The sequence below is a fragment of the Klebsiella sp. GFKo11 genome, assembly GCF_056490265.1.
Window position 1 is genome coordinate 2,457,115 of record NZ_CM151369.1, and the last position, 25,473, is coordinate 2,482,587.

Genomic DNA, 25,473 nt, shown 5'->3' on the forward strand with positions numbered 1-25,473 from the left:
TTAGTCCAGTTCGTTATCGAGATCGTTATTACCAGCAGCCTGCGCTGGCGCACCCGCTACGCGGTTATATTTCGGGCTCAGCTGGATGTAGAGGACAGCCATTACTGTACCAATCACGCCCAGAGCAACCAGGTTGAAATCGGTGAATGCAGCGGTAACGAAGCCCAGGTAGAAGAACGGCATCAGGTAGCCTGCGCGCATCATGTTGATGACCATCGCGTAACCGACTACCACGATCATGCCACCTGCGATGTTCAGACCGCCGGTTACCACTTCAGGAATGGCGTTCAGCAGACCCTGTACTTCGCTAGTGCCGACGGAGATCGCCACGATAACCGCCGGGATAGCGATACGCATGGCCTGCAGGAACAGAGACGAAACGTGAAGCCAGGAAATGGCCGTCAGGTTTCCGCTCTCTGCGGCTTTATCCGCAGCGTGCTGGAAAGCAACGGTGATGGTACGAACGATAATGGTCAGAACCTGGCCTGCTGCTGCCAGCGGGATAGCCAGCGCGATACCAGCGCCAATGCTCTGGTGACCTGCGATAACCAGAACGGTTGAGATGATTGACGCTAAAGCGGCATCAGGCGCAACGGCGGCACCGATGTTCATCCAGCCCAAAGCGATCATTTCCAGGGTACCACCGATGATGATACCGGTTTTCATATCACCGAGAACGGCGCCAATCAGCGTACAGGCCACCAGCGGACGGTGGAACTGAAATTCATCAAGTACCGACTCCATACCCGCAATACACGCGACGATGAACACCAGCACAATCTGAAGAAGGGTAATCTCCATTGTACTTCTCCTGTTGATTAAGTCTTAAGTTGAAAATTGGGTTGCGAATCGCGGGGTGACTTATTTCACCTTGGCGATCAGATCCATCATTTTCAGTTTCTGGTCGGTGGAAACTTTACGTGCTTCCAGTTCGATACCGCGTGCGTCCAGTTTCTTAAACGCTTCAATATCTTTCTCATCGACCGAAATAGCGTTGTTCACCTGCGTTTTGCCCTGACGGAAAGCCATACCGCCGATGTTGACAGTGGTGATGTTCACCCCACCTTCAACAACGCGCTCAACGTCAGTTGGGTTAGTAAACAGCAGCATGATGCGCTCGCCTGCGTATTTCGGGTTGTTATAGACACGAATCATCTTCGCGACGTCTACAACGTGGGCGGTAACGCCCGGAGGAGCAACCTGAGTTAGCAGCGTTTTACGCACGGTGTCTGCCGCCACTTCGTCGCTGACGACGATAATGCGGGTAACGTTAGTTTCTTTTGTCCAGCGGGTAGCGACCTGACCATGGATCAGACGGTCATCGATGCGTGCCAGCCCGATGACCATATAATCTTTCGGCCCCATTGGTTTCAATGGTGCTGCCGCTTTCGGTGCTGCTGCCTGAACCGGTGCCGGGGCGGCCTTTTCCACCAGCTTCGCTTTCAGTGCTTTCACGCCTTCACGGCCGGTTTCCACCGCCAGCGCGACCAGTTCATCGAACGACGGGTTATCGTCGCGCGCCATCAGTGTTTCCACCAGCATCGGGATGTTGACACCCGCGATGACTTCATAATGTTCTTTATCGACGACAATGCGGCTAGCTGCGTTAAACGGGCTGCCTCCCCATGTATCGACGAGAAATAACACGCCTTTTGCTGTATCCAGCTTCGCTAGCTGAGCGTTGTACTTCTCAATCAACGTTTCTGCGTTTTCGCCAGGAACGAAATCGATCCAGCCAACGTTTTCCTGCTCGCCCAGCAGCATTTCTGCCGTTTTCAACAGCTGTTCTGCAGCCCAACCATGTGTGCCTATTACAATAGCAATCGTCACTTGCTACCTCCTTTATAATCGTGAATGCATCATCTGTTGTGATACATACTGAATCACTCTTGCGAACAAAATCGATTCAGTAAGGGTGTAAGATATAAAGTAATTACTACAGCGAATTATTTTAGACAGTGAAAAAATAATTAATGTGATGAAGCTCCGCTAATGATGTATAAGTTTGGGATTATTTTGCAGCGCAAAAAATAGTCTTAGCTATTGCAAAGACAGGTAAATTTTTTCCAATCTGGCTCTATATTTTGATATGTTTACGTTCCGTTTAATTACTCAGGAGTATAGGGCATAGCCCGCTATATGGATCGTCACCGACGTCTTTTCACCTTCAGGCACTCGTCTGCCGCCATCATCTGCTACGTTTTTTTACCAGCAACAAGTGTCTCGTCTGTGCATGACACAGCGATGACTATGTCTGTCGTTAACTGGAGCTGCTCATGGAATTCTTAATGGATCCCTCTATTTGGGTTGGCTTGCTGACGCTGGTCGTCCTCGAAATCGTGTTGGGTATCGACAACCTGGTGTTTATTGCCATCCTTGCTGACAAGCTGCCGCCAAAACAGCGCGATAAAGCGCGTTTGATCGGCCTCTCTCTGGCGCTGTTTATGCGTCTGGGCCTGCTGTCGGTCATCTCCTGGATGGTGACGTTAACCAAACCGCTTTTCAGCGTTGCCGATTACGCGTTTTCCGGGCGCGACCTCATCATGCTGCTCGGGGGGATATTCTTGCTGTTTAAGGCGACCACCGAACTGCACGAACGGCTGGAAAACCGCCAGCATGATTCCGGTCATGGTAAGGGATACGCCAGTTTCTGGGTGGTGGTACTGCAAATCGTCGTGCTTGACGCCGTGTTCTCGCTGGATGCCGTCATTACGGCTGTCGGGATGGTTAACCATCTGCCGGTGATGATGGCGGCGGTAGTGATTGCGATGGCGGTGATGCTATTGGCTTCGAAGCCGTTGACCCGCTTCGTCAACCAGCATCCGACGGTCGTCGTGCTCTGTCTGAGCTTCCTGCTGATGATCGGTCTGAGCCTGGTGGCTGAAGGTTTTGGTTTCCATATACCGAAGGGGTACCTGTACGCCGCAATTGGTTTCTCGATAACCATCGAATTCTTCAACCAGGTTGCGCGCCGTAACTTTATCCGCCACCAGTCGATGCTGCCGCTGCGTGCGCGAACCGCCGATGCGATTCTGCGTCTGATGGGCAGTCGTAAACAGAACTCCGTGGTACAGGATGGCGATCGTCCGTCAGTGGTGCCGGTATCGGATGGTGCTTTTGCCGAAGAAGAACGCTATATGATTAACGGCGTCCTAACCCTTGCCCAGCGTTCATTGCGCAGCATCATGACGCCGCGCGGGGAAATTAGCTGGGTGAACGCCGAGCAGAGCGAAGAGGAAATTCGTCGCCAGCTTCTGTCTTCACCGCATAGCTTGTTCCCGGTATGCCGGGGCGAGCTGGATGAAATCATCGGTATCGTCCGTGCGAAAGAGATGCTGGTGGCGCTGGAAGCGGGGGATAACGTTGCTGCGCTGGCCTCGGCTTCTCCGGCGATCGTGGTTCCGGAAACTTTGGATCCGATCAACCTGTTGGGCGTGCTGCGCCGTGCTCGTGGCAGCTTTGTTATCGTGACCAACGAGTTTGGCGTGGTGCAGGGGCTGGTCACGCCGCTGGACGTGCTGGAGGCGATTGCCGGTGAATTCCCTGACGCTGACGAAACCCCGGAAATAGTCATTGATGGTGATGGCTGGCTGGTGAAAGGCTCAACCGACGTGCATGCGTTGCAGCAGGCGCTGGGGCTGGATCATCTGGTTGATGAAGATGAAGATATCGCAACGGTTGCCGGGCTGGTGATTGCGGTTAACGGCCACATTCCTCGTGCGGGTGATGTGCTTGATTTACCGCCTTTGCAGTTCACGATTGTCGAAGCCAACGACTACCGTGTCGACCTGGTACGGGTTGTGAAAGTACGCCAGGATAACGACGAAGAAGAGTAATGGTTGAACCCTGTCGGCTTTATCATGAAGCCGGCAGGGTATTCCCTACGTAAATACCCCTTTGTGTTTTTCAGATGCCAGCCACTGTGGAAAGTCGTCTATTGGCATCGGGCGGGCATAATAAAAACCCTGCAATAAATCCACGCCATTTCTGCGCAGGTACTCCTCCTGCTCCCGGGTCTCGACTCCCTCAGCAATCGTGACAATTTTTAGCCGACGCGCAAGGGCGATGATCATATCGGTCACCGTGGCGTTGACGCTATCGATACCAATAGCGCTGGTGAAAGATTTATCAATTTTCAACACATCAGGACGCAGTTTTTCCAGCCACGAAAGGGAACTATTGCCAGTGCCAAAATCATCAATCGCTAGCTGTACCCCCTTGAAATGCAGGTGTTCAGCCATATGGTGATCGCCATCCTGTAGCACGTCACGTTCAGTGAGTTCGACAACCAATTGTTGTACCGGATGCGCGCTAAACCAGTAATGGTGCAGGTCGCGCAGCAGTTCGCCATTGGCGAAGTGGCGGGCGGCGACGTTAATCCCGATGTGAAAATGTTTGTCCTGAGGAAACAGCGCTAATTTATGTGCGGTTTGTGAAATCACATAGCGGGTGAGGGGGATAATCAGGTTATAGCCTTCAGCAATGGGAATAAAAACATCCGGTGAAATAGCCCCTCGTCGCGGATTATTCCATCGCAGCAGTATCTCAACTCCACAGCACTTTCGGGTATGCAGGTCTTGTAAAGGTTGGCACCAAAGCTCGAACTCGTGCGCAGTAATGCCGAGATTAATTTCGCGAGAGAAACTCATTCGTCCCGCAGTCGCCAGCCAGGCGATGCCGGTCATTAACATGCTAAGGATCAGCGCCAGCGGCAATTCATTGGGAAGATCGCTAAGGGCGACCGCCGAGGCTCCGGGACCGCTGACGTTGATAGTAAAAGGAAATTCTGTGGAACGCTGGCGGTAGATAATCTGCTCTCCCGGCAACATCTCCTGGCTTACCAGACCCGAACCGCTGATAAAGCTTTTCTCGCCAACCTGCAGGCCAATCCCGGTAATTAACGATGATTTTGCATTGAAAATTAACCCACCTAACAGCTCAATATTGATGAGCAGCAGCACGCCGTCAGCACCGCTAAGCGAGGCGGGATACCACTGAATAAGTACCGGGGTTCCTTTAAGCAGCGAAGCGTCGTAGCTGAAGACTAACAGGGGATGATTTGTCGGTAATGCAGGCTGTAGTTGATGTACCGGAATATGGCGCTGACCAAAAATACTAGAGCAATAGAGCTGGTTTGACTGGACCAGCGCAATGGAGCGTACTGTTTGCAACGATGAGGCCAGCTTGCGAAGCGCAAGGTGGGCATCCTGACAGGGTTGGTTCACCAGATGAAGCAGTGCAGTGTGCTGAGCGGCCAGGGGGCGCAAAATATTATCCATCGCCTCCACCATTTTGTTGGTGCTCGTCTGGACACGCTGCTGATTTAAACTACGCTGCGAAATAAATCGAATCACTAACGTTGTTGTTAGCGTTAATAGCGCCACGAGCAAACATACCAGGATACGTTTCCTGCGGTATGTCGTGATGACTTTTTGTGCAGTCTGCATGCGCGACGCCTTGTCGGCTAGAACGTGTCAATGAGAGTAACAGCCGCCATAGGGCAAGAGTAGTGGGAATCGATAAAAAAGAAGAATGCGTCCGATGGACGCATTCGTTTAAATAATCATTAATCGCACTGAACTTTGATAGCCAGGCCGCCGCGCGACGTTTCCCGGTATTTGGCGTTCATATCTTTACCGGTCTCATACATGGTCTCAATGACTTTATCGAGGGAGACGCGCGGTTCGCTGGTTCGGCGCATTGCCATTCGGGTGGCGTTGATCGCTTTAACCGAGGCAATCGCATTACGCTCGATGCAGGGAACCTGCACCTGTCCGGCTACCGGGTCGCAGGTAAGACCGAGGTTATGCTCCATCCCGATTTCCGCGGCCACGCAAACCTGCTCCGGGCTGGCTCCGAGGATTTCAGCCAGGCCCGCCGCCGCCATTGAGCAGGCCACGCCGACTTCACCCTGACAGCCAACTTCCGCACCGGAAATTGAAGCATTCATCTTATACAACGCGCCGATAGCGCCAGAGGCCAGGAAGTAGCGAATATAGATATCCGGGCTGACGGACTCGATAAAGTGGTCGTAGTAGGCCAACACCGCCGGAACAATACCGCAGGCACCGTTGGTGGGCGCAGTCACTACGCGGCCACCGGCGGCGTTCTCTTCATTGACCGCCAGGGCGAACATGTTGACCCAATCCACCACGTTCATCGGATCGTTAGAGAGTTTATCGCTGGCGACCAGCAGACGCCGCAGCGCCGAGGCGCGACGAGGAACGCGCAGTGGTCCTGGCAGCACGCCTTCGGTATTGATGCCGCGATCGATACAGGCGCTCATGGTGTGCCAGATGTTAGCAAAGTAATCTTCAATCTCTTTTTTACTGTGCAGCGCCAGCTCGTTCTGCATCACCATGCCGGAAAGCGACATGCCGGTTTCTTTGCAGTAGCCCAGCATCTCCTGCGCGGATTTAAACGGGTATGGGACGCTGACTTCACCAACATTTTCTTTGCCGAAATGCTCTTCATCGACGATAAAGCCCCCGCCGATGGAATAATAAGTTTTGCTGTAGATTTCTTTATCACCAGCCCAGGCGTGAATGGTCATGCCGTTCTCGTGCAGCGGCAGGTTATCGCTACGAAAACGCATACCGTCATCCTGCGGGAAATCGACCTCATGCTGCCCTTGCGCCAGCAGCAGGTGACCGCGCGCTTCAACGTCGCGGATAAATGCCGGAATTGCGTCAATGTCGACCGTATCAGGCTGATTGCCTGCCAGTCCCATAATAATCGCAATATCTGTGTGGTGGCCTTTGCCGGTTAATGACAGTGAACCGTAGACGTCAACCGCCACGCGAGTCACTTCATTAAGCAATCCCTTTTCGACCAGGTCATCGACGAACTGTTTACCGGCCTTCATCGGGCCTACAGTATGGGAAGATGAGGGACCGATCCCCACCTTGAACATGTCGAATATACTAATCACGATAACACTCCTGACAGGGTTACCGCGGGTGCGGTAACGATGTAATAACTGCGCATAGTGTAAGAGGGAACCGTGCCATCAGCTTAAGTATTCACATGAATTAAACTAATGGATAACCGAGAATTTACTAATGCTGAGAGCATCGTCCAGGTTTAAGTATAGTTAAGGACGGGAGCCTATCTGTAGCGCCAGTTCACGAATAATGCCCGCGGTCATGCCCCAGACAAAATAATGCTGATACCACGACAGCCAGACGCGATGTGAATTACCGCGCCGATGAATATCCAGCGGGTGATAGCGCCCGAGTCGCAGCGCCTCAGCCAGCGGCATTTCGAAGACTGCCGCGACTTCATCCTGACTGGCATGATAGTGCAGATTAGGCGGGATAATCCCGACCACCGGCGTCACCTGAAAACCGGTTACGCTATCAACTGGCGGAAGAACACCAATAATTTCAACGGACTCTGGTGGTATCGCTACTTCTTCCTGCGCCTCGCGCAGCGCGGCGGCAATAAGCGTGGCATCGCTGTTATCCACCGCGCCGCCTGGGAAAGCAACCTGTCCGGCATGTTTACGCATCAGCGGCGAGCGTTGGGTTAGCAACAGGCCCGGCTGCTGACGGCGAACAATTGGCACCAGAACCGCAGCCTGACGCTGGTTGAGCGCATTGGCTGTGGGCTGTGGTCGCAGAAGCTGAAAACGAGAAAGAAAGTCGTCAAGGTCGAGGGCGCTGTCCGCCATGTTCTAGCTCTCCAGTTGATGCAGGATACGATTAACTTTATCAAAAGTTTCCTGATATTCCGCTGCTTCTTCGCTATCGGCCACAATACCGCCACCGGCGGAGCAGAAAAGCTGCCCCTGCCTGGCGGTGAGCGTGCGGATGGTGATGCTGGTATCCATATTGCCGCAGAAGCTGATATAGCCGACGCTTCCGCACCACGCATTGCGCCTTTGCGGCTCCAGTTCATCGATAATTTCCATCGCTCTGACCTTCGGCGCGCCGGTAATTGAGCCGCCGGGAAACGCTGCGCGCAGCAGGTCGGTAGCGTGAAGATGAGCGGGCAATCTGGCGGTAATGGTGCTCACCAGATGATGTACGGCAGGGAACGGTTCAACGACGAACAGTTCGGGGACGCGAACGCTACCGGGCACGGCAACCCGGCCAATGTCGTTGCGCATTAAATCGACGATCATCAGGTTTTCTGCGCGGTCTTTCGGCGAGTTCGCCAGCTTTTTCGCCTGCTGTGCATCCAGCTCGGGGTCGGACAGTCTTGGCAAGGTGCCTTTAATCGGTCGGGTCTGGATTTCACTTTGATGTAGCTGAATAAAGCGCTCGGGCGACAGGCTCAATATTGCCCCTTCAGGCAGGCGGATAAAGGCGCTGAACGGTGCGCGATTGGCGCGATTAAGCTGGCAGAACGCTTGCCATTCATCCCCGCGATAGCTGGCCTTAAAACGCTGCGCCAGGTTGACCTGATAGCAGTCGCCGCTGTGCAGATAAGCCTGAATCTGGCGAAATTTTTTGCCGTACTCCTCGCGGCTCATATTTGAGCGCCACGGCGAAGTCAGTTCAAAAGGCTCTACGACCGGGGCTGATTGCGCCTCCAGCCACGCAAGGCAGCGCTGCGGATCGTCATAGCTGATTAACGACACTTCCTCGCGCTGATTGTCGACAATTAATGCCCAGTCATAGATCCCCACCGCCATATCCGCCAGGGCGATATCCGCATCCGCCTGCGACGGTAGCGTTTCAAAACGCCGCCCAAGATCGTAGCCGAATAGCCCCAGCGCGCCGCCAAGAAACGGCAGATGCGGGTGAGCTTGCGGTTGCAGATTATGCTTCACCAGTTGTTGATGCACGAGCGCGAGCGGATCGGCGCTTGACGTTGTGGTCGTTTCGCCCTCGCTTATAACGGTAGTTTGACCGTGGGTCACCAGCGTTGCGCACGGCTGAGCGACGATAACGTCAAACCGACTATGTGCATGATTGGCAAAACCAGAGTGCAGCAGCATTGCCCAGGGTTGTGAACTTAATGGCTTAAAATAATGTTCAGCGGCATCCGCACGCCAGGGCAGGGAAATAATCGCGGGGGACAACATCGTCTTCTTCAATCCTGATTGTTACCGCCTGCTGGTATACTAGAGGACGGCGTGAAATAATTACGCCCCACAATGTAGCAGGAGTGAGTGATGTTTGCAGGTTTACCTTCGCTGAGCCACGAGCAACAGCAAAAAGCAGTAGAACGAATTCAGGAACTGATGTCGCAGGGCATGAGCAGCGGCGAGGCTATCTCTTTAGTGGCTAACGAACTGCGCGCCTCGCATACCGGCGATCGGATTGTGGCGCGCTTTGAGGATGAAGACGAGTAAGCTAATACCGTCATTCGTGTCATGCCACCTTCCTTAGGCAGAAGGCGGAAAGTCAATTGATGACATCAGGTAGCCGTTCGGGATCGTCGTGTAGCGTTATCTGCGCCATGCTTTCGCCACGCCAGTAGGTGAGCTGTGTGCTGGTAGCCGTGTGGTTCACGCTGACCTCGGTTAACGGCGCAGACTTCGTCAGGTCCCACAGACAGACAAATCTCGCCTGCGGTAGATGGTTGCGTAACACCAGATAACTGAGATTGCTTACCGCCGGGTTATCCGGAGCCAACCCTTGCCACAGCTCACCGTCACCCGCCAACCACAGCGCTACCGTATCGCCGTCACGGGCAAAATGGCGTGGCTGACAGCCGTGCAGCGGCGTCATGGTGGAACCTTCCATACCACGCAGTGGCCCGCTGAGCGAGAAGGGCTGCGGCGTGCCGCTCTGGTCCAGCGCCTGTGCCGCCAGATGTAGCGTCCAGTCGAGCTGCTGGCGATGCGGGTTCTCCACCGTCGACAGGTCGATCAGCACATCGTCCAGCCACAGTAAGCGGCGGCGAAAGCGCACTTCGCGCCAGGCATTAACGTCCCACTCGACCCGCGAATGGCTGTTCAGTTCCGGTGGCGGTTTGCTCCAGTCTACTTCGCTGTCCAGCCAGAGATAATCCTCGCCCATATGCCAACCCAGCACATCCGGGCTAGCCGGAGGTTGGTTGGTCTGATTGACCGTCAACGTGTTATGGGTGGCACTATTCTTGTAATAGTCATAGTGCATTTTGGCACCGTAACCGGTGGTACCCATGTCCGGCAGCAGCCAACCCTCGCGCTGCCAGAGTATCAGCCCCAGCCGGTCGTAATGGTCGTGCTCGCCGCCCCACGGACTATGTTTAATCAATAGCACCTCTTGCGGCCGTCGCCAGAGCGTGATCCCCGCACCCGGCGCAAACAGCGACTGCTGAGGGATAAGTGCCAGCGTGGTTTCCGGTAGCGGCCGATCGCGCCACAGCAGCGTTTCGCGCTCGTCAGGCTCCGCGTCGGTAAACTGCAACACCGCGGCGTATTGCGGGTCGTGCCAGATAAACCAGGCAAACTCGTACAGATCCCGATGATGCAGTTTCTCCTGTCCGGCAAGGCAGTCATTCAGCCGTGGGAAGGTGCCATCCGGTAACAGTAATGAGAGGGGAAACTTCAGCATCGGCTGATACCACGGGCCATCAATCAGGCTCCAGCGGGTGCCGCGCGCCAGCTTCTCGAAGGCAAAGAACCCCTGCAGCGCGTAGTAGTGGTAATGTACTGACCCCTCAAACCACAAGCCTTCCGCCAGCAGCCCATGCTCGAGTTGCCAGCGCAGGCCGTAGGGTTGGTTAACGGCAAACTCCAGTAGCGCATCATCTTCAAGGACAAAACCCAGCACGCCGAGCGCAGCGCTGATTTTCACCTCGTGATTATGAATTTGCGGGCTGCGATGCTCGCGTAAAAACGTCGCCGCGCAGCGCAGCAGGTTTTGGCTGATGTGCTGCTGTTCGGCGGGTGTTAAACCGTCGCGAATAAGGTCGTATCCCAGCGCCATCTCCAGAATACAGTTCGCTTCACACAGCGTTTGGGCGTTCATTTTCCCCGGACCGTTGTTGGGGATATCGCCGTGGACTTCATAGGCGGGGTACACGTCTGCATACCCCATCAGCAACGTGCGGACTTTATCGCGATACACCGTTTCGCCGGTCAACTGCCACAGCAGCCCCAACTGCTGACAGGCGCTGGCGTTGCGTCCGTTCATCTCCCGCCACCAGGCTCCGTCCCACGGCTCGCCGCTAAAAACTTCGCCGTCAACCGGGCAGGCGTGATGATGAGGGGAGTCTGCCTGCCAGGTGAGCCGCACCCCATGGTGCGGGCAAAAATAGTAGAGATTCCAGCTCGCAATACCGGTTTGCGGGATGCACACGGCGGCGTCGAGCATCGGTTGTGCATTCTTCACGAGCTGTTCAATCAGGCCGTTATTGCCGGCTGCACGTCTGGCAATGTCGGGCCATAGCCCAGAAAATTGTTTCATCAGTGGTTATCCTTGACCTCTGCTGACGCGGGAAGCGGGGCGATGAGCGTGGTGATATCGTCAGGGTATTTCGCGCGCAACCACTGGGCTTTTTCGCGGAATAACATGTCATCCGGCCAGGCGTGGGCGGCGGTGGCAATATTACGCAGCGCTTTCTTATCGTCCATTTTGTCGAGGTCTTTCCACGGCCATGGCGTATCGCTGTTAATAAATCCAGCGACATACTGATAGCTCTTGCGCAGGCTATGGTCGTCGAGGGTGAAGTTCCAGATATCAACGCCCGCTTTCTCACCCAGACGCCCCAGGCGGTTGTAGGCTTCGAGGTTGAAGTTGCTGTAGTGCCACGGACGGGTACGCTCAAGCTCCGCCATCTGACGCCCTTCAACGTCAAACTGTCCGGCAATGCGCCGCAGTTGCGTGATAGTTAAACGCTTTTTCGCCTCATCGGTTTTGCCGCTGAACAGGGCAAACGTAGCGGCCTGCATGTCAAAATAGGTGCCGTGGTTGTTATGCCAATTCTCTTCTTCAAAACCGTTCTGGCTGGTGGTCATCCAGTGATAAAACTCACCGAACCACTGCTTAAGCTCAGCCACCTCGGTCTCGCTTAATGCGCCGGAGGATTGCAACACCGCGATAGCGTCAACCACCTCAACCAGCGCCCGGCTGTCGATGATACCAATGCCGCGTCCGGTATTAATGCCAGGGATCGCTTGCGCGTATTGCAGGTTTGGCGTCATGCGAGTTTCTGGGTTAAGGAACCAGCTTTTAATCTGCTCGGCAGCTTTCTGCGCATAGCGATTATCCTCAGAGAAATACCACGCCAGCGCCAGCGTGGACACATCGTTACTCATCTTCACCAACCGGTTTTTGTCGGTGGCATCGCTGTTGGCGTCCGGGTTGGTTTGCCCATCTTTGCGAATGTACGGCAGTCCGTCTTTCGTGTTCGGGTCTGGCCACCAGTACGGTGGGAAACTGTAATAGTCGTGCTTGTTGCCGCTGGCGGCGACCAGCGTTTTATCCATCACCGAAAACAGCGGGTGTTTTAATGCAAGGTCCGCTTTTTTTAACAGCGCGCTTTGTGCCTGGACAAATAACGGGTCTTTGGCGGCGATTTGCTGGCGGCTGAAGGCCAAATCTTTGCCATCGAGCGTATAAGGCTCGGCGGCGTACAGTGATGTGCTTAAACCAGAACAAAGCAGCGCAATGCCGAATATTCTCCGGTGAGGTATTGAGTTCATCGTGATAACCCTTCTGCAAATAAGAGAAAAGATAACAACAGAATTATACCTGCCACGTATTTAAGAGGCATAAGAGACAGGCGGTTTAATTAAAAATAATGTGTTTATGAAAGCGATGCGGTGCAGTGTAAAAGACAAAGTTATTTTTTTTGTGATGAGTGTCAAGCTTATCGCTATGGATAAAAAATGACGCATTTAATGCAAGGTGAGTCACAGAATTAAGCGTTTTTCTATTTTTGTTTAAAATTTTAACGGAATTGGTAAAAACACAACACATTGATTTTAATGAATTAAAATTCAATGTCACTTTTCGTGTCACGTTTGTGTGTGACCTGCTTCAATTTTTTGATTTTTGAAATACGATTTCTTTTTTGTGTGGTTGTATTGGGAAATATATTTCTATTTAATGATCGTAAATATTTTTACGCATATTGAATTAATATCGAAATGATTTTTATTTTTCTCTGAAAATGTACTTTTGCGAATTTAATTACCTTTGTGCCCAACAATAAAGGATATGCAATCATGTCTGCGAATAAATTACGTTCATTGTTACTTCTTTCCGCTCTGGGACTGGGCGTCGGGCAGAGTTACGCCGCCACAACCCTTAACGTCTGGATCCGTGCAAGCAACGACTCGAAAAATATCTACAAACAAGAGGCGGAAAAGTTTGAAGAAAAAACCGGAATCAAAATCGAATACTTCAACGCGACCACCGATTTCGAGCAGCGTCTGGCACGTGCCACAGCGGGCAACGCCTTACCTGATCTGATCTTTAACGATGCGGCATCGCTGGGGCAGTTTATCCAGCTCGGTATTGCTGATGAAATCGACCCCAAAGCGATAAACGGCGGCGACGAGCTCTATCAGACGGCCTGGAACAGTACCCGCTATATCGACGGCAAATATTACGGCGTGCCAACTTCGGCACAAACCTTCGCCCTGTTCGTGCGCAAAGACTGGCGTGAAAAGCTGGGCTTGCCGTCGCCGAAAAGCTGGGATGATATCCAGACCCTCGCCAAAGCCTTTACCACACAAGATCCTGACGGCAACGGTAAAAATGATACCTACGGTTTTATCGTCCCGGCGTCCACCACCCGTGGCTATGCCAGCTGGTTTATGAGCAGCTTTATCTGGCAGGCTGGTGGGGATTTCGTCAGCGACCATAACGGTAAATTCAGCGCCTCGCTCAATACCCCGGAAGTCGCTCAGGCGATGACTTTTATGCGCACCATGATGTGCGAAAAAGTGACTCAGCCGGGAGCCATTAACGCCACGACTGCCGATGTTATCCCGTCATTCCGTTCAGGTCAGAGCGGCATGTTCTTTAGCGGCCCGTATCACATTGCGCTGTTTGATAAAGATCCTGGGAAAGACAACTTTGAGGTTGTGCCTGTCGTTGGGCCAAAAGGTGAGGCCACTCTCGCCGAAGGCACCACGGTCTTCATGATGAAGAGCAGCAAGCAGAAAGATGCGGCGCGCCAGTTTATCGAATTTATGATTTCGCCGGAAGGTCAGGAAATTGGTATGGGCAAAGGCAGTAAACATATTCCCGTTGTCCGCCTGCCGGTGAATAAGAACGTCGATGTCAAAGCGGTGTATCAGATGCGCGCTGGGAAACCTTCGCCAAATTGTACAACGAGCAGGGTCGCTATGTGCCGCAAATTCCAAACTGGACGCCGGTACGCCAGGTGGCAGCCGATGGCTTTAACCGCATCTTTGCCGACTGCAACAGCGACATTTCTGCTGAGCTGAAAACGATTGACGGCAAGGTGAACGCTGAGCTGGAAAAACAAAATGTGCTGGCTAAGTGAGGAATGACGTTATGACGCTGCACGAGACGAAGTCCTCGCCGCTAAAGCAAGCCGCTTCGCCTGACGCGAGTGGATGGCTGACGGCAAAACGCAAGCGGGCGCTGATCCCGTGGCTGTTTCTGGCCCCCGCGCTGATTATTTTTAGCTGGTTTAAGTTCATCCCGATGATTCAGGGTCTGGTGATGAGCTTCTACAAGGTCAACTTTAATCAGCCGAATGAGTGGGTGGGGTTTGCCAACTTTACCCGCGCCTTCGCCGACGTTGAGCTGCATGCGGCGGTGGTCAATACGCTGCTGTACGTGGTGGTCACCATGTTCGCCGCCGCAATACTCGCGTTCTTCCTCGCCATGCTGCTGGAAGGCCCGGCGCGCCACCTGCGCTTTATCCGTACCGCTATCTTCTTACCGGCGGTGACCAGCGCGGCGATTGTCGCGGAAATGTGGCGCATCCTGTTCAACCCAACGCCAAACGGGGTGATGAACCATATCCTGAGCTGGTTTGGCGTGGCGGATCAGGGTTTTCTCGCCAGCTCTGACCAGGCGCTGGGGGTCATTATGCTGCTGCATATCTGGAAAGCGGTGCCGTACAACATGGTGATTTTTATCGCCGGTCTGGCGGGCATCAGCCGTGATCTGTACGACGCCTCAAACGTTGACGGCGCGAACTGGTGGAACCGCCTGCGCTACGTCACGCTGCCGGGCATGATCCCGGCGCTGTCGGTGGTGCTGATGCTCTCCTTTATTCGTGGCTTCCGCGTGTTTGCCGAAGTGTACGCCACCACCGGCGGCGGGCCGTCAAACTCTACGGAAATGGTGATGACCCACATCTATAAACTGGGTTTCGAGCAGTTTGACTATGGCTACGCCTCGGCGGTGTCGTTCCTGCTGTTCACCTTTACGGTGCTGTTAACCATTTGTCATCTGACGCTGAAAAAACGTATCGCACGTTACTAAGGAGCCGTGATGTTAAGTAAACGTTGGGATACCGCAGGGCGCTGGTGCATCTACGCGCTGCTGCTGATTGTCTTCGTCGGGCCGTTCTGGGGCATTGTCGCGACCGCTTTTAGCGGCGCGCCGGTGAAGCCGGGGGAACTGTTGGCCTGGCCAAATCAGTTCTCCTTCGAGAACTTCATCTTTGCGTGGATGGATATCGGCGTCTGGCAGTACTTGCTGAACTCGATTCTGGTGGTGTTCTTCGGCACCGTGTTGCAGGTCTCAGTCAGTGCGTTGGCGGCTTATGCGCTGGCACGTAAAAAGTTTCGCGGCGTGGCGCTGGTAAGCCTCGTTATCCTCTCCACCATGATGCTACCGGAAGAGGTTATCGCCATTCCGCTGTACATGATTATCAACTGGCGGCTGCCGTTTATCGACGCCTCGCTGTACAACAGTTACCTCGGGATGATCTTGCCGGTGGTGGGCTGGGCGTTCTCCATCTTCGTGCTGACCGAGTTTATGTCAGCCATTCCGAAAGAGCTGGAGGAGGCGGCGCGTATTGATGGTGCTAACGAATGGCAGATTTTCTTCCATGTGATCCTGCCGCTGGTGAAACCGGCGCTGGGCACGGTAGTGACCTTTGGATTCATTATGATTTGGGACCAGTACCTGCTGCCGCTGATTGTGGTTAACCAGGACAGCCTGAACACCATTCCGGTGATCCTCGGCACGCTGCGTACCGATGAGAGCATCACGCCGAACATTTTTATCGCCATTACGTTACTGGCGATGCTGCCAAGCATCATCGTCTATCTGGGTCTGCAAAAACATTTTAATCGCGGGATTATGTCCGGCGCGGTCAAAGGATAAGGGGTTAGCGATGGGATCGGTTGTATTGAATAGCGTGCGCAAGTCATACGGTGATGCTCACGTCATTAAGGATGTGTCGTTGACTATCCCGGACGGTGAATTTTGCGTCCTCGTCGGCCCCAGCGGCTGCGGTAAATCGACGCTGCTGCGGATGATTGCGGGTCTTGAAGAAATTTCCGGCGGTGAAGTGCACATCAACGAACGTAACGTCACTGAGGTTGAGCCGAAGCTGCGCGATATTGCGATGGTGTTCCAGAGCTATGCGCTGTACCCGCAAATGACGGTGCGTGAAAATATGGGTTTTGCCCTGAAGATGGCGCGCCTGCCGAAAGCGGATATCAACCATAAGGTTAACGAGGCGGCGGCGCTGCTGGGGCTGGAGCCGCTGCTGGAGCGTCTACCGAAAGATCTCTCCGGTGGTCAGCGTCAGCGTGTGGCGATGGGTCGTGCCATAGTGCGCAAGCCGCAGGTGTTTTTGTTCGACGAACCGTTATCGAACCTCGACGCCAAATTGCGTACCCAGGTGCGCGGCGAAATACGCGAACTGCACCGCCGGTTAAAAACCACCTCGGTGTACGTGACCCACGATCAGATCGAAGCGATGACCATGGGGCAGATGATTGTCGTGCTGCGCGACGGGCGCATTGAGCAGGCGGGAACGCCGCTGGAGCTATACGACCAGCCCGCGAATCTATTTGTTGCCGGTTTTATCGGCTCGCCGGAAATCAACCAGCTACCGGGTGAAGTGGTACTGAACGCCAGCGGGACCAGCCTGCGCCTGAAAGATGGTTCGCTGCTGGCGCTGCCTGCCGGGTTGCAGGTGAAAAACGGTCAACAGGTGGTGTATGCGATTCGCCCGGAGCAGGTCAACGTGGTGCACGAAGCCCGCGACGACGCGCTGGCGGCGAAAGTGACAGCGGTGGAGAATACCGGCTCGGATATGCAGCTATTCTGCGACACCGGCGGTGGGGCGTTCACCTCGGTGTTCAAGCAGCGTCTGCCGGTCAAAGAGGGTGATAACATCTGGCTGCAGCCGAAGCTCTCCGGCGTGCATCTGTTTGACGCGCAAAGCGGCCTGCGCATCGCGTGTGGGGAGGAAAAATAAGGTGGCGATGAAGCTGTACACCCTGGATGAAGCCTGTCTGGAAAATGCTCGCGCAAGCTTAAAGCAGCCATTCTCGCCGCTCCAGTTGGCGCTGAGTCAACTGGTCTCTGAGGCCGATGTCGTGAGGCGCGAACCGCCGGAAAGTGTGGTGCATAAAAAATTGCGCCCGGCGAGCGGTGACGCGCACGATTACTACAGCCTGGGCACCTACTGGTGGCCAAATCCACGGCGGCCGAACGGGCTGCCCTATATCCGCCGCGATGGGCATATCAATCCGCAGTGCGAGAATAACGACACCGACACCTCACGCATCATCCGCATGTGCGAGCGCTGCCTGACGCTGGGGTTAGCCTGGTACTTTACCGGCCAGCGGCAGTATGCGCTGGCAGCGGCACAACAGATTCGCTGCTGGTTCCTCGATGCGGATACGCGAATGAATCCGCATCTGAACTACGGCCAGGCGATCCCGGGGATTGTCTCCGGGCGCGGCACCGGGCTTATCGATACGCGTCTGCTGTGGATGGTGGTGGATACCATCGGGCTGATTAATGCCGCCAGCGTTCTGGATACTGACGATATTATCGGCCTGCATCAGTGGTTTCGTGATTTTAACCACTGGATGTACTACAGCGAAATCGGCCACTCCGAATACGTCTGGCACAATAACCACGGTACCTGGTACGACGCTCAGCGCACGGTTAACGCACTATTCTATGGCGATAAGGGGCTGGCGGCGCGCATCATCGAGCAGGGGATTACCCAGCGGATGGCGGCGCAAATTGACCAGGACGGTAAGCAGACGATGGAGCTGGAGCGCACCATTCCGTTCCACTACTCGCTGTTTAACCTGGAAGCGCATCTGTTGCTTAACCGTTACGCCGAGCACGTGGAATTTGACCGCTGGAATCACATTCGGGACGGGCGCGGGGTGAAACAGGGGATTGATTATCTGGTGCCGTTTATTCGCGAACCGGATCTTTGGCCGTACAGTGATTTGCAGGGGATTGTCTGGGATAGCGCGCTGCGTCTGTTGTTGCAGTCGGTTCGTGGTTATCCGAAACAGTCGGCCAACTATCGTGAAGTGCTGAAGTGTTTGCCGCGGGAGACTTTGCAGCTCAAAGAACAGTTAATGTGGTGTCCGGGCTGATAGCCCGGAATATTCCCGGCGGCGCTGCGCTTGGCCGGGCTACTACACTCCGGGGCATTGTATTTTGTAGCCCGGGCGAGGCGTTTACGCCGACCCCGGGGAAGTTCGGCGCAAAAATTTACACCGCGGCAATAATCTTAATCTCGACTTTGTACTTTGGATTCATCAGTTTGGCCTGTACGGTGCAGCGCACCGGCGCGTGGCCTGCGACAACCCAGGCATCCCATGCCTGGTTCATCGCCGCAAAATCAGCGCCGTCGGCGAGGAAAATAGTGGCATCAAGAATGCGTGACTTGCTGCTGCCCTGTTTTTCCAGCACTGCGTCAATCTGCGCCAGAGTGTCAGCGGTTTGCGCGCAGGCGTCGGCATCCAGATTTGATGGTACGCCGGTGTAGTACAGCGTCTGGTTGTGGATCACAACATCAGACCAGCGGGCTTCGGCATCGATACGCGTAATTGTCATTTTTATTTCCTCTTTATTCCGGTTCATCAAACTGCGGCCAGACTGCCACAATGTTTCATCTGCGTCACTACCCGTACTGGCGAAAACCAGCCCACCCTGACATAATCACTGTCCAAATAACCAGGGGGTAATGTGATCGACGATTTTGCAGCAGACGGCCAGTTGGCCAGCGCGATTGCGGGATTTAAACCACGCGAGCCGCAGCGCCAGATGGCTTTCGCCGTCGCCAGCGCGATTGAAGAAACCCGTCCGCTGGTGGTTGAAGCGGGAACAGGAACCGGGAAAACTTACGCGTACCTGGCGCCAGCGCTGCGCGCAAATAAAAAAGTCATCATCTCCACCGGCTCGAAAGCGTTGCAGGATCAGCTCTATAGCCGGGATTTGCCCACCGTGGCCAAAGCGCTGAAGTTCGCCGGGAAGCTGGCCTTGCTGAAAGGGCGCTCGAACTACCTCTGCCTTGAGCGTCTTGAACAACAGGCGCTTGCCGGGGGCGACCTGCCGGTGCAAACCCTCAGCGACGTCATTCTGCTGCGATCGTGGTCTAACCAAACTATTGATGGCGATATCAGCACCTGCGTGAGCGTGGCGGAAGATTCTCAGGCCTGGCCGCTGGTCACCAGCACCAACGACAACTGTCTGGGTAGCGACTGCCCCCTGTATAAAGATTGCTTTGTCGTTAAAGCGCGGAAAAAGGCGATGGATGCCGATGTGGTGGTCGTTAACCACCATCTGTTCCTCGCCGATATGGTGGTGAAAGAGAGCGGCTTCGGCGAACTGATTCCGGAAGCGGAAGTGATGATCTTCGATGAAGCGCATCAGTTGCCGGACATCGCCAGCCAATATTTTGGTCAATCGCTCTCCAGCCGCCAGTTGCTGGATCTGGCGAAAGACATCACGATTGCTTACCGTACTGAACTGAAAGACACCCAGCAGCTACAGAAATGCGCTGACCGTCTGGCCCAGAGCGCGCAGGATTTTCGCCTGCAATTAGGCGATCCGGGCTATCGCGGTAACCTGCGTGAGCTCCTGGCGGATAACAATATTCAGCGTGCGCTGCTGCTGCTCGATGATGCCCTTGAGCTGTGTTACGACGTGGCAAAATTGTCTCTCGGACGCTCAGCGCTGCTTGATGCTGCCTTCGAGCGGGCGACGTTATATCGCGGGCGGCTTAAACGGCTGAAGGATACCAATCAGCCCGGTTACAGCTATTGGTACGAATGCAACTCCCGCCACTTTACGCTGGCGCTGACGCCATTGACGGTGGCGGATAAATTTAAAGAAGTGATGGTGCAAAAACCGGGGAGTTGGATCTTTACCTCGGCGACGCTGTCGGTTAACGATGATCTGCACCATTTCACCGATCGTCTGGGAATTGGCGAAGCGCAAACGCTGCTGCTGCCCAGCCCCTTTGATTATGCTCATCAGGCGCTGCTGTGCGTGCCGCGAAATTTGCCATTGCCCAATCAACCCGGTGCAGCAAGGCATCTGGCGGCGATGCTCAAACCGCTGATTGAAGCCAACGATGGTCGCTGCTTTATGCTGTGCACCTCGCACGCCATGATGCGCGATCTCGCTGAACAATTCCGCGCCACCATGACGCTGCCGGTTCTTTTGCAAGGGGAAACCAGTAAAGGCCAACTTTTGCAGCAGTTTGTTAGCGCGGGTAACGCCCTGCTGGTGGCGACCAGCAGCTTCTGGGAAGGGGTGGACGTGCGCGGTGATGCGCTCTCACTGGTGATTATCGATAAACTGCCTTTCACCTCACCGGACGATCCGCTACTCAAAGCGCGAATGGAAGACTGCCGTCTGCGCGGCGGCGACCCATTTGATGAGGTTCAACTGCCGGACGCGGTTATCACCTTAAAACAGGGCGTCGGGCGCTTGATTCGCGATATTGACGATCGCGGCGTGCTGGTTATCTGCGACAACCGCCTGGTGATGCGTCCGTATGGCGCAACGTTCCTCGCTAGCCTGCCGCCCGCGCCGCGAACTCGCGATATCCGTCGGGCGGTGCGTTTCCTGGCGGTGCCGCCAGCGAGGTAATGCGTGGCAAAATGTGGTAAGCTGCGCGCCATTTTGTCAATCTGCGAGAGCGTGACGACCCATGCAAATTTTGGCTATCGATACCGCCACAGAGGCCTGCTCTGCGGCGCTGTGGAATGATGGCACCCTCAGTGCTCATTTCGAAATCTGTCCCCGTGAACATACTCAACGGATCCTGCCGCTGGTGCAGGATGTCCTCAACGAAAGCGGCATCATGCTTACTGAACTCGACGCGCTGGCCTTTGGGCGCGGTCCTGGTAGCTTTACCGGCGTGCGTATCGGTATCGGTATTGCTCAGGGACTGGCGTTAGGCGCAGAGCTACCGATGATTGGTGTTTCCACGCTGGCAACCATGGCGCAGGGCGCGTGGCGTAAAACCGGCGCAACCCGCGTTTTGGCGGCAATTGATGCCAGGATGGGCGAAGTCTACTGGGCGGAATATCAGCGCGATGAGCAGGGCGTCTGGCATGGCGAAGAGAGCGAAGTGGTGCTCAAGCCGGAAGGCGTCAGTGAACGCCTGCAACAGCTCGAAGGGCAGTGGGCGACCGTCGGTACCGGCTGGCAGGCATGGCCAGATATGGCTAACGATTCCGGACTAACATTAACTGATGGTGAAATTCAGTTACCGGAAGCGCAGGATATGCTGCCGCTGGCTTGCCATCTGCTCACGGTAGGGAAAACCGTGGCCGTTGAGCACGCAGAACCAGTTTATTTACGTAATGAAGTCGCCTGGAAGAAACTTCCTGGCCGCGAGTGAATCTCAGTAACTAATAAGTCTGAGAAGAAGGAAGGAGTCGCGTCATGGCGGGTCAAAAAACGGTAGTACGTTGGTTAGTCGCGACAGCGGTTGTCGCTACGCTAAGTGGGTGTGCTTCGGTACCGGATGCTATTAAAGGCACTACCCCGACGCCGCAGCAAGATTTAGTCCGCGTGATGAACGCGCCGCAGCTTTACGTCGGTCAGGAAGCGCGGTTTGGCGGTAAGGTCGTCAGCGTACAGAATCAGCAGGGTAAAACTCGCTTAGAGATTGCCACTGTCCAACTGGACGGCGCAGCGCGTCCGGAACTGGGTGAACCTTCGCGTGGGCGTATTTTTGCCGATGTAAATGGTTTTATCGATCCGGTTGATTTTCGCGGTCAACTGGTGACCGTGGTTGGCCCGATAGTCGGCGTCGTGGACGGTAAAGTTGGCAACACACCGTACAAATTTATGCTAATGAATGCCAGCGGTTACAAGCGCTGGAACGTCGTGCAGCAGGTGGTGATGCCGCCGCAGCCCATTGATCCGTGGATGTTTGGCCCGCGTCCGTGGGGCTACGGATACGGCGGTTGGGGCTGGTATAACCCAGGCCCTGCAGAAGTCAGAAACGTCGTAACTGAATGATTTTGTAGTTTTTATAAACAAAAAGAAACAGCGGCTGGTCCGCTGTTTCTTTGTTTTCAGTCAAATAAGAAAAATAAATAGTGACGCGCTTCGCAACCTGTAAAACGCTTAATTAATAAACTGGTACGCTGAGTTAATATAATGTTAACAAAATGTTTGTTGATCAGGGGTTGTGATGACGACGAATAATTATTTCAGAGGTGATGCAGTGAAAAAGGTTTGGCTAAACCGTTATCCCGCGGATGTTCCTGCGGAGATAAACCCTGACCGCTATCAATCCCTGGTTGAACTGTTTGAACAATCCACCACGCGCTATGCCGACCAACCGGCATTTATCAACATGGGCGAGGTGATGACTTATCGTAAGCTGGAGGAGCGCAGTCGGGCGTTCGCCGCTTATCTGCAGGAGGGCCTGGGCCTGCAAAAAGGCGACCGCGTCGCCCTGATGATGCCCAACCTGCTGCAATACCCGGTAGCGCTATTTGGTATCCTGCGCGCGGGCATGATCGTGGTGAACGTGAACCCGCTGTACACGCCGCGTGAACTGGAACATCAGCTCAATGACAGCGGTGCCGCCGCCATTGTGATTGTCTCCAACTTTGCGCATACCCTTGAAAAGGTCGTCGATAAAACCCAGGTTAAGCACGTGATTTTAACGCGCATGGGCGATCAGCTTTCAACGGCGAAAGGTACGCTGGTTAACTTCGTGGTGAAGTACATTAAGCGCCTGGTGCCAAAATACCACCTGCCGGATGCTATCTCATTTCGTAGTGCGCTGCAGAACGGTTACCGTATGCAGTATATCAAGCCCGAAATCGTCCCCCAGGATCTCGCTTTCCTCCAGTACACCGGCGGGACAACCGGCGTAGCGAAGGGGGCGATGCTGACCCACCGTAATATGCTGGCGAACCTTGAGCAGGTTAACGGTACCTACGGGCCGCTGCTGCATCGTGGAAAAGAGCTGGTGGTTACCGCGTTGCCGCTGTACCACATCTTTGCGCTGACCATGAACTGCCTGCTGTTTATTGAACTGGGCGGGCAGAACCTGCTGATCACCAACCCGCGCGATATCCCGGGTCTGGTCAAAGAGCTGGCGAAATATCCCTTCACCGCGATGACCGGGGTGAATACCCTGTTTAACGCATTGCTCAATAACAAAGAGTTCCAGCAGCTCGACTTTTCTTCTCTGCATCTTTCAGCGGGCGGCGGGATGCCGGTGCAGCAAGTGGTTGCGGAGCGCTGGGTTAAGCTGACCGGGCAATATCTTCTGGAAGGCTATGGCCTGACGGAGTGTGCGCCGTTGGTGAGCGTGAACCCGCATGACATCGACTACCACAGCGGCAGTATTGGTTTGCCGGTACCCTCGACTGAAGCCAAGCTGGTCGATGACGACGATAATGAAGTCGCGCCGGGAGAACCGGGCGAGCTGTGCGTCAAAGGCCCGCAGGTGATGCTGGGATACTGGCAGCGTCCGGACGCCACGGCTGAAACCATTAAGAATGGCTGGTTGCATACCGGCGATATCGCAGTGATGGATGATGAAGGTTTTCTGCGTATTGTCGACCGTAAGAAAGATATGATCCTCGTGTCCGGTTTCAACGTCTATCCGAATGAAATTGAAGACGTGGTGATGCAGCATTCTGGCGTTCAGGAAGTTGCCGCCGTTGGCGTACCGTCAGGAAGCAGCGGTGAAGCAGTGAAAATCTTCGTGGTGAAAAAAGACGCCGCGCTGACGGAAGAGATGCTGATTACCTTTTGTCGCCGTCAACTGACCGGTTACAAAGTACCTAAGCTGGTCGAGTTTCGTGATGAACTGCCGAAATCCAACGTCGGCAAAATTTTACGTCGAGAACTACGTGACGAAGCTCGCGCTAAAGTAGACAATAAAGCCTGAAGCTATGAGTGAATCGCCAGACGCCGGCTAAGCCGGCGTTTTTTATGGGCGCAAGTTAAGAGAGTATGATGTGAACTATCAGATGATCACCACCGACGATGGCCTGCGCGCCATCTGTGAAGCGGCAAGCGCGGTCCCGGCGGTTGCGCTGGATACAGAGTTTGTCCGCACCCGCACCTATTATCCGCAGCTCGGTCTGCTCCAGTTATTCGACGGTGAACAGGTTTCTCTGATTGACCCTTTGGTTATCACCGACTGGGCGCCAATGCGTGAACTGCTGTTGAATCAAAATGTGACTAAATTTCTGCATGCTGGCAGCGAAGATTTAGAAGTGTTTCTCAACGCCTTTCATCTGATGCCACAACCGCTGATCGACACGCAAATTCTGGCTGCTTTTTGCGGTCGCCCGATGTCATGGGGGTTTGCTGCGATGGTTGAAGAGTATACCGGCGTAGCGCTGGACAAGAGTGAATCCCGTACCGACTGGCTGGCACGCCCGCTGACCGAACGCCAGTGCATTTATGCTGCTGCAGACGTCTGGTACCTGCTACCGATTGCCAGCAAATTGATGGCCGAGACCGAAAGCGCAGGCTGGCTCTCTGCGGCGCTGGATGAATGTCAACTGATGCAGCAGCGTCGTCAGGAAATCCAGGACCCGGCGCAGGCATGGCGCGACATCGGCAACGCCTGGCAACTGCGTACCCGTCAATTGGGCTGTTTGCAACTGCTGGCCGACTGGCGTTTACGTAAAGCCCGTGAGCGCGATCTGGCCGTCAACTTTGTGGTTCGTGAAGAGCATCTGTGGAACGTGGCGCGCTATATGCCAGGCAGCCTGGGTGAGCTGGATAGCCTGGGATTATCGGGTAGCGAAATTCGCTTCCATGGCAAAACGCTGATAAGTCTCGTCGAAAAAGCGCAGGCGCTGCCGGAAGAAGCGTTACCAGAGCCGCTACAGAACCTGATTGATATGCCGGGCTATCGCAAGGTGTTCAAGGACATTAAAGCGCTTGTACAGGCTGTCAGCGCCGAGAAAGGGGTCAGCGCAGAACTGTTGGCGTCAAGAAGACAGATTAACCAGCTGTTGAACTGGCACTGGGGGCTGAAAAACGGCAACGGTCAACCTGAACTCGTTTCCGGCTGGCGTGGTGAATTGATGGCCGATCGTCTGAATGCATTATTAAGTGAGTATCCGCGCTAACCAGCACCAGGCTAATGTTTCAGACAAAAAAACCGGCTTCG

The 25,473-nt window shown here is 54.5% G+C and carries 20 protein-coding genes and 1 pseudogene; 12 read left to right on the forward strand and 9 right to left on the reverse strand.

Going from position 1 to position 25,473, the window contains the following annotated elements; genetic code table 11:
• Both AC07P6_RS11885 and manX read right to left on the reverse strand, forming a co-directional pair.
• On the reverse strand, positions 1-801 hold the full coding sequence (locus AC07P6_RS11885) for a PTS mannose/fructose/sorbose transporter subunit IIC (protein WP_110274265.1): 801 nt from the start codon (positions 799-801) through the stop codon (positions 1-3).
• A gap of 60 nt (positions 802-861) precedes the next feature.
• Positions 862-1,830, reverse strand: a complete 969-nt coding sequence (gene manX, locus AC07P6_RS11890) for a PTS mannose transporter subunit IIAB (RefSeq protein WP_304259892.1) — start codon at positions 1,828-1,830, stop codon at positions 862-864.
• Between the two features lie 446 nt (positions 1,831-2,276).
• On the opposite strand from manX, the gene yoaE reads away from it, so the two are divergent.
• The gene (yoaE, locus tag AC07P6_RS11895; RefSeq protein ID WP_434662887.1) at positions 2,277-3,836 is read left to right on the forward strand and encodes a CNNM family cation transport protein YoaE; all 1,560 of its coding nucleotides are present in this window, start codon (positions 2,277-2,279) and stop codon (positions 3,834-3,836) included.
• 45 nt (positions 3,837-3,881) lie between these two features.
• Here yoaE and AC07P6_RS11900 read toward each other — a convergent pair whose 3' ends face one another.
• The 4 genes from AC07P6_RS11900 to pabB all read right to left on the reverse strand — a co-directional run bounded on the left by AC07P6_RS11900 (position 3,882) and on the right by pabB (position 9,031).
• Positions 3,882-5,447, reverse strand: coding sequence for an EAL domain-containing protein (locus AC07P6_RS11900; protein WP_182239553.1), 1,566 nt, complete (start codon positions 5,445-5,447; stop codon positions 3,882-3,884).
• A gap of 119 nt (positions 5,448-5,566) precedes the next feature.
• Positions 5,567-6,931, reverse strand: coding sequence for an L-serine ammonia-lyase (sdaA, locus tag AC07P6_RS11905; protein ID WP_478316400.1), 1,365 nt, complete (start codon positions 6,929-6,931; stop codon positions 5,567-5,569).
• A 162-nt stretch (positions 6,932-7,093) separates the two neighbouring features.
• On the reverse strand, positions 7,094-7,672 hold the full coding sequence (locus AC07P6_RS11910; RefSeq protein ID WP_142514092.1) for a CoA pyrophosphatase: 579 nt from the start codon (positions 7,670-7,672) through the stop codon (positions 7,094-7,096).
• Between the two features lie 3 nt (positions 7,673-7,675).
• Positions 7,676-9,031, reverse strand: a complete 1,356-nt coding sequence (gene pabB, locus AC07P6_RS11915) for an aminodeoxychorismate synthase component 1 (RefSeq protein ID WP_478316402.1) — start codon at positions 9,029-9,031, stop codon at positions 7,676-7,678.
• Between the two features lie 90 nt (positions 9,032-9,121).
• On the opposite strand from pabB, the gene AC07P6_RS11920 reads away from it, so the two are divergent.
• Positions 9,122-9,301, forward strand: a complete 180-nt coding sequence (locus AC07P6_RS11920; RefSeq protein ID WP_110274258.1) for a YoaH family protein — start codon at positions 9,122-9,124, stop codon at positions 9,299-9,301.
• Between the two features lie 52 nt (positions 9,302-9,353).
• Here the strand turns inward: AC07P6_RS11920 and AC07P6_RS11925 are convergent, their stop codons facing one another.
• Positions 9,354-11,345 (reverse strand): heparinase II/III domain-containing protein, encoded by a 1,992-nt coding sequence (locus AC07P6_RS11925; protein WP_478316404.1) that lies wholly within the window; start codon positions 11,343-11,345, stop codon positions 9,354-9,356.
• On the reverse strand, positions 11,345-12,583 hold the full coding sequence (locus AC07P6_RS11930; RefSeq protein ID WP_478316406.1) for an alginate lyase family protein: 1,239 nt from the start codon (positions 12,581-12,583) through the stop codon (positions 11,345-11,347). The genes AC07P6_RS11925 and AC07P6_RS11930 overlap by 1 nt, the downstream gene beginning before the upstream one ends.
• 525 nt (positions 12,584-13,108) lie before the next feature.
• Here AC07P6_RS11930 and AC07P6_RS11935 point away from each other — a divergent pair.
• The 5 genes and pseudogenes from AC07P6_RS11935 (at position 13,109) to AC07P6_RS11955 (ending at position 18,451) form a co-directional block, all read left to right on the forward strand.
• A pseudogene (locus tag AC07P6_RS11935) lies at positions 13,109-14,397 on the forward strand (ABC transporter substrate-binding protein).
• Between the two features lie 11 nt (positions 14,398-14,408).
• Entirely contained in the window at positions 14,409-15,350 is a 942-nt protein-coding gene (locus tag AC07P6_RS11940; RefSeq protein ID WP_228727498.1) for a carbohydrate ABC transporter permease, read from the forward strand.
• A 9-nt stretch (positions 15,351-15,359) separates the two neighbouring features.
• Positions 15,360-16,199, forward strand: a complete 840-nt coding sequence (locus tag AC07P6_RS11945; RefSeq protein WP_004121979.1) for a carbohydrate ABC transporter permease — start codon at positions 15,360-15,362, stop codon at positions 16,197-16,199.
• 10 nt (positions 16,200-16,209) lie between these two features.
• Complete coding sequence (locus tag AC07P6_RS11950) at positions 16,210-17,304, forward strand: ABC transporter ATP-binding protein (protein ID WP_478316409.1); 1,095 nt, start codon at positions 16,210-16,212, stop codon at positions 17,302-17,304.
• 7 nt (positions 17,305-17,311) lie between these two features.
• Positions 17,312-18,451 carry an alginate lyase family protein gene (locus AC07P6_RS11955; RefSeq protein ID WP_478316975.1) on the forward strand — a complete coding sequence of 380 codons (1,140 nt, stop codon included), beginning with the start codon at positions 17,312-17,314 and terminating at the stop codon, positions 18,449-18,451.
• Positions 18,452-18,569: 118 nt separating this feature from the next.
• Here AC07P6_RS11955 and AC07P6_RS11960 read toward each other — a convergent pair whose 3' ends face one another.
• A complete protein-coding gene (locus AC07P6_RS11960) occupies positions 18,570-18,914 on the reverse strand; it encodes a RidA family protein (protein WP_004113724.1) in 345 nt (114 codons plus the stop codon).
• A gap of 132 nt (positions 18,915-19,046) precedes the next feature.
• Between AC07P6_RS11960 and AC07P6_RS11965 the strand changes: the two genes are divergently transcribed.
• The 5 genes from AC07P6_RS11965 (at position 19,047) to rnd (ending at position 25,432) form a co-directional block, all read left to right on the forward strand.
• Positions 19,047-20,957, forward strand: coding sequence for a DNA repair helicase YoaA (locus tag AC07P6_RS11965; RefSeq protein WP_182239538.1), 1,911 nt, complete (start codon positions 19,047-19,049; stop codon positions 20,955-20,957).
• Between the two features lie 61 nt (positions 20,958-21,018).
• Positions 21,019-21,714, forward strand: a complete 696-nt coding sequence (gene tsaB / locus AC07P6_RS11970; RefSeq protein ID WP_478316411.1) for a tRNA (adenosine(37)-N6)-threonylcarbamoyltransferase complex dimerization subunit type 1 TsaB — start codon at positions 21,019-21,021, stop codon at positions 21,712-21,714.
• Positions 21,715-21,758: 44 nt separating this feature from the next.
• Positions 21,759-22,340, forward strand: a complete 582-nt coding sequence (locus AC07P6_RS11975) for a Slp family lipoprotein (RefSeq protein ID WP_112213326.1) — start codon at positions 21,759-21,761, stop codon at positions 22,338-22,340.
• 208 nt (positions 22,341-22,548) lie between these two features.
• Positions 22,549-24,234 (forward strand): long-chain-fatty-acid--CoA ligase FadD, encoded by a 1,686-nt coding sequence (gene fadD, locus AC07P6_RS11980; protein WP_478316977.1) that lies wholly within the window; start codon positions 22,549-22,551, stop codon positions 24,232-24,234.
• Positions 24,235-24,316: 82 nt separating this feature from the next.
• Positions 24,317-25,432: a ribonuclease D gene (gene rnd, locus AC07P6_RS11985; RefSeq protein ID WP_181486393.1), complete on the forward strand. Its 1,116-nt coding sequence runs from the start codon at positions 24,317-24,319 to the stop codon at positions 25,430-25,432.
• The last annotated feature ends 41 nt before the right edge of the window (positions 25,433-25,473 follow it).

Excerpts from the sequence above, each read along its gene's own strand:
- AC07P6_RS11885 (WP_110274265.1), bottom strand. The coding sequence starts at position 801 with ATGGAGATTACCCTTCTTCAGATTGTGCTGGTGTTCATCGTCGCGTGT.
- yoaE (WP_434662887.1), top strand. The coding sequence starts at position 2,277 with ATGGAATTCTTAATGGATCCCTCTATTTGGGTTGGCTTGCTGACGCTG.
- AC07P6_RS11900 (WP_182239553.1), bottom strand. The coding sequence starts at position 5,447 with ATGCAGACTGCACAAAAAGTCATCACGACATACCGCAGGAAACGTATC.
- AC07P6_RS11910 (WP_142514092.1), bottom strand. The coding sequence starts at position 7,672 with ATGGCGGACAGCGCCCTCGACCTTGACGACTTTCTTTCTCGTTTTCAG.
- pabB (WP_478316402.1), bottom strand. The coding sequence starts at position 9,031 with ATGTTGTCCCCCGCGATTATTTCCCTGCCCTGGCGTGCGGATGCCGCT.
- AC07P6_RS11920 (WP_110274258.1), top strand. The coding sequence starts at position 9,122 with ATGTTTGCAGGTTTACCTTCGCTGAGCCACGAGCAACAGCAAAAAGCA.
- AC07P6_RS11925 (WP_478316404.1), bottom strand. The coding sequence starts at position 11,345 with ATGAAACAATTTTCTGGGCTATGGCCCGACATTGCCAGACGTGCAGCC.
- AC07P6_RS11930 (WP_478316406.1), bottom strand. The coding sequence starts at position 12,583 with ATGAACTCAATACCTCACCGGAGAATATTCGGCATTGCGCTGCTTTGT.
- AC07P6_RS11940 (WP_228727498.1), top strand. The coding sequence starts at position 14,409 with ATGACGCTGCACGAGACGAAGTCCTCGCCGCTAAAGCAAGCCGCTTCG.
- AC07P6_RS11945 (WP_004121979.1), top strand. The coding sequence starts at position 15,360 with ATGTTAAGTAAACGTTGGGATACCGCAGGGCGCTGGTGCATCTACGCG.
- AC07P6_RS11950 (WP_478316409.1), top strand. The coding sequence starts at position 16,210 with ATGGGATCGGTTGTATTGAATAGCGTGCGCAAGTCATACGGTGATGCT.
- AC07P6_RS11955 (WP_478316975.1), top strand. The coding sequence starts at position 17,312 with ATGAAGCTGTACACCCTGGATGAAGCCTGTCTGGAAAATGCTCGCGCA.
- AC07P6_RS11960 (WP_004113724.1), bottom strand. The coding sequence starts at position 18,914 with ATGACAATTACGCGTATCGATGCCGAAGCCCGCTGGTCTGATGTTGTG.
- tsaB (WP_478316411.1), top strand. The coding sequence starts at position 21,019 with ATGCAAATTTTGGCTATCGATACCGCCACAGAGGCCTGCTCTGCGGCG.
- AC07P6_RS11975 (WP_112213326.1), top strand. The coding sequence starts at position 21,759 with ATGGCGGGTCAAAAAACGGTAGTACGTTGGTTAGTCGCGACAGCGGTT.
- rnd (WP_181486393.1), top strand. The coding sequence starts at position 24,317 with ATGATCACCACCGACGATGGCCTGCGCGCCATCTGTGAAGCGGCAAGC.